Here is a 1,541-nt window from a genome sequence, read left to right as displayed (position 1 = left end):
ACCCCTCAAACCGCCCATCCCCCAACCACCCACGCAACCACCCCAACACCCCACCCACCACACCACGCACCCCACCCGCCACATCCCCACCCACATCACCAGCACGCACCGACGGCACCTCAAACACCACCGCACCCGCACCCACAACCCCATCCACCACCTCCGGCAACCCCTCACCCACAAACACCAAACCCCCCGACACCCCACCACCAACCAACCCCGACCCCACCGACTCCCACCGCACGTGGAACCGGTTGTCGCCGGTCGCGCTCGCCGTCGCCAGTGCCTCCCTCGACACCGGGCGCAGAGCCAGCGACTCGACGGAGGCGACCAGCGCGCCGGTCTCGTCGACCGCGGTCAGCGAGACCTCGGACACGGCGGCGCCGGGAACGGGCAGCGAGAGCCGGACGCGCAAGGTGGGCGACGCGGCGCCGTACAGCTCGACACCGCCCCAGGCGAACGGGAGTTGCGTCTGCTCGTCCTGCGTGACGATGCCGGGCAGCAGCGCGTGCAGCGCCGCGTCCAGCAGCGCGGGGTGCACCACGAACCGGGGAGCGTCGGCACGGCAGCCTTCCGGTAGCTGGATCTCGGCGAACACCTCGCCGTCGCCCCGCCACACGCGGCGCATCCCTTGAAACGCGGGGCCGTACGCATAGCCCTGGTCGGTCAGCCGCTCGTAGACACCGTCGAGCGGCACCTCCGTGCCGCCCTCGGGCGGCCACACCGTCAGAGCGCCGGCCGCGGCGGAGACGTCCCCGGCTTCCCTCGTCCCGAGCGTTCCCTCGGCGTGCAGGGTCCAGGGGCGGTCCAGGTCGCCGTCCGCGCCGGACGTGCGGGAGAAGACACCGATCTCGCGCCGACCGTCGTCGTCAGGGGCGCCGACCCTTACGGACAGCTGGATTCCGCCGTCCTCGGGCAGCACCATCGGCGCGACGAGGCGCAGTTCCTCGACCCGGTCGCAGCCGACCTCGTCGGCGGCCCGGGCGGCGAGTTCGAGCAGGCCCGTGCCAGGCACGAGAACCGTGTCGAAGACGGTGTGGTCGGTGATCCAGGGGTGGGTGTGCGCGGAGAGATGCCCGGTGAGGACGATCTCGTCGGTGTTGGCCAGCGACAGCGCGGCACCGAGCATCGGGTGTTCGAGCTGCTCGAGCCCCAGTGCGGCCGGGTCCCCGGCAGAGGCCCTCTCCTCCAGCCAGTGGCGCTGGCGCTGGAAGGGGTAGGTGGGCAGGGCGACGCGCCGGGCCCCGGGCAGGACGTTCGGCCAGTCGACGCGGACTCCGCGGGTGTGCAGCCGGCCCAGGAGCAGGGCGAGGGTGGTGGGTTCGTGCTGCTTGCCGCGCAGGACCGGAGCCACCACGCCCAGGTCGTCGTCCGTCCCGGACGCGATCAGGGAGCTGAGGACGCCGTCGGGGCCGATCTCCACGAAGTCGGTCACGCCCTCCTTCCTCATGGTCTGTACGGCGTCGTGGAAACGGACGGTGCCACGCAGCTGACGGACCCAGTACTCCGGATCGGTCAACTCACCCGGCCCCGCCACGGCA

General features: G+C 72.0%; 1 protein-coding gene. It reads right to left on the bottom strand.

What is annotated here, in order from left to right; translation table 11 throughout:
* Positions 1-1,435, bottom strand: a 1,435-nt coding sequence (locus ACIBCJ_RS35585; RefSeq protein WP_365981568.1) for a polyketide synthase dehydratase domain-containing protein, incomplete at its 3' end; no start/stop codon positions are given.
* Positions 1,436-1,541: the final 106 nt, after the last annotated feature.

The sequence above is a fragment of the Streptomyces sp. NPDC051136 genome, from assembly GCF_044455745.1.
GTDB lineage: Bacteria > Actinomycetota > Actinomycetes > Streptomycetales > Streptomycetaceae > Streptomyces.
This window is presented reverse-complemented; position numbering and strand designations above follow the sequence as displayed.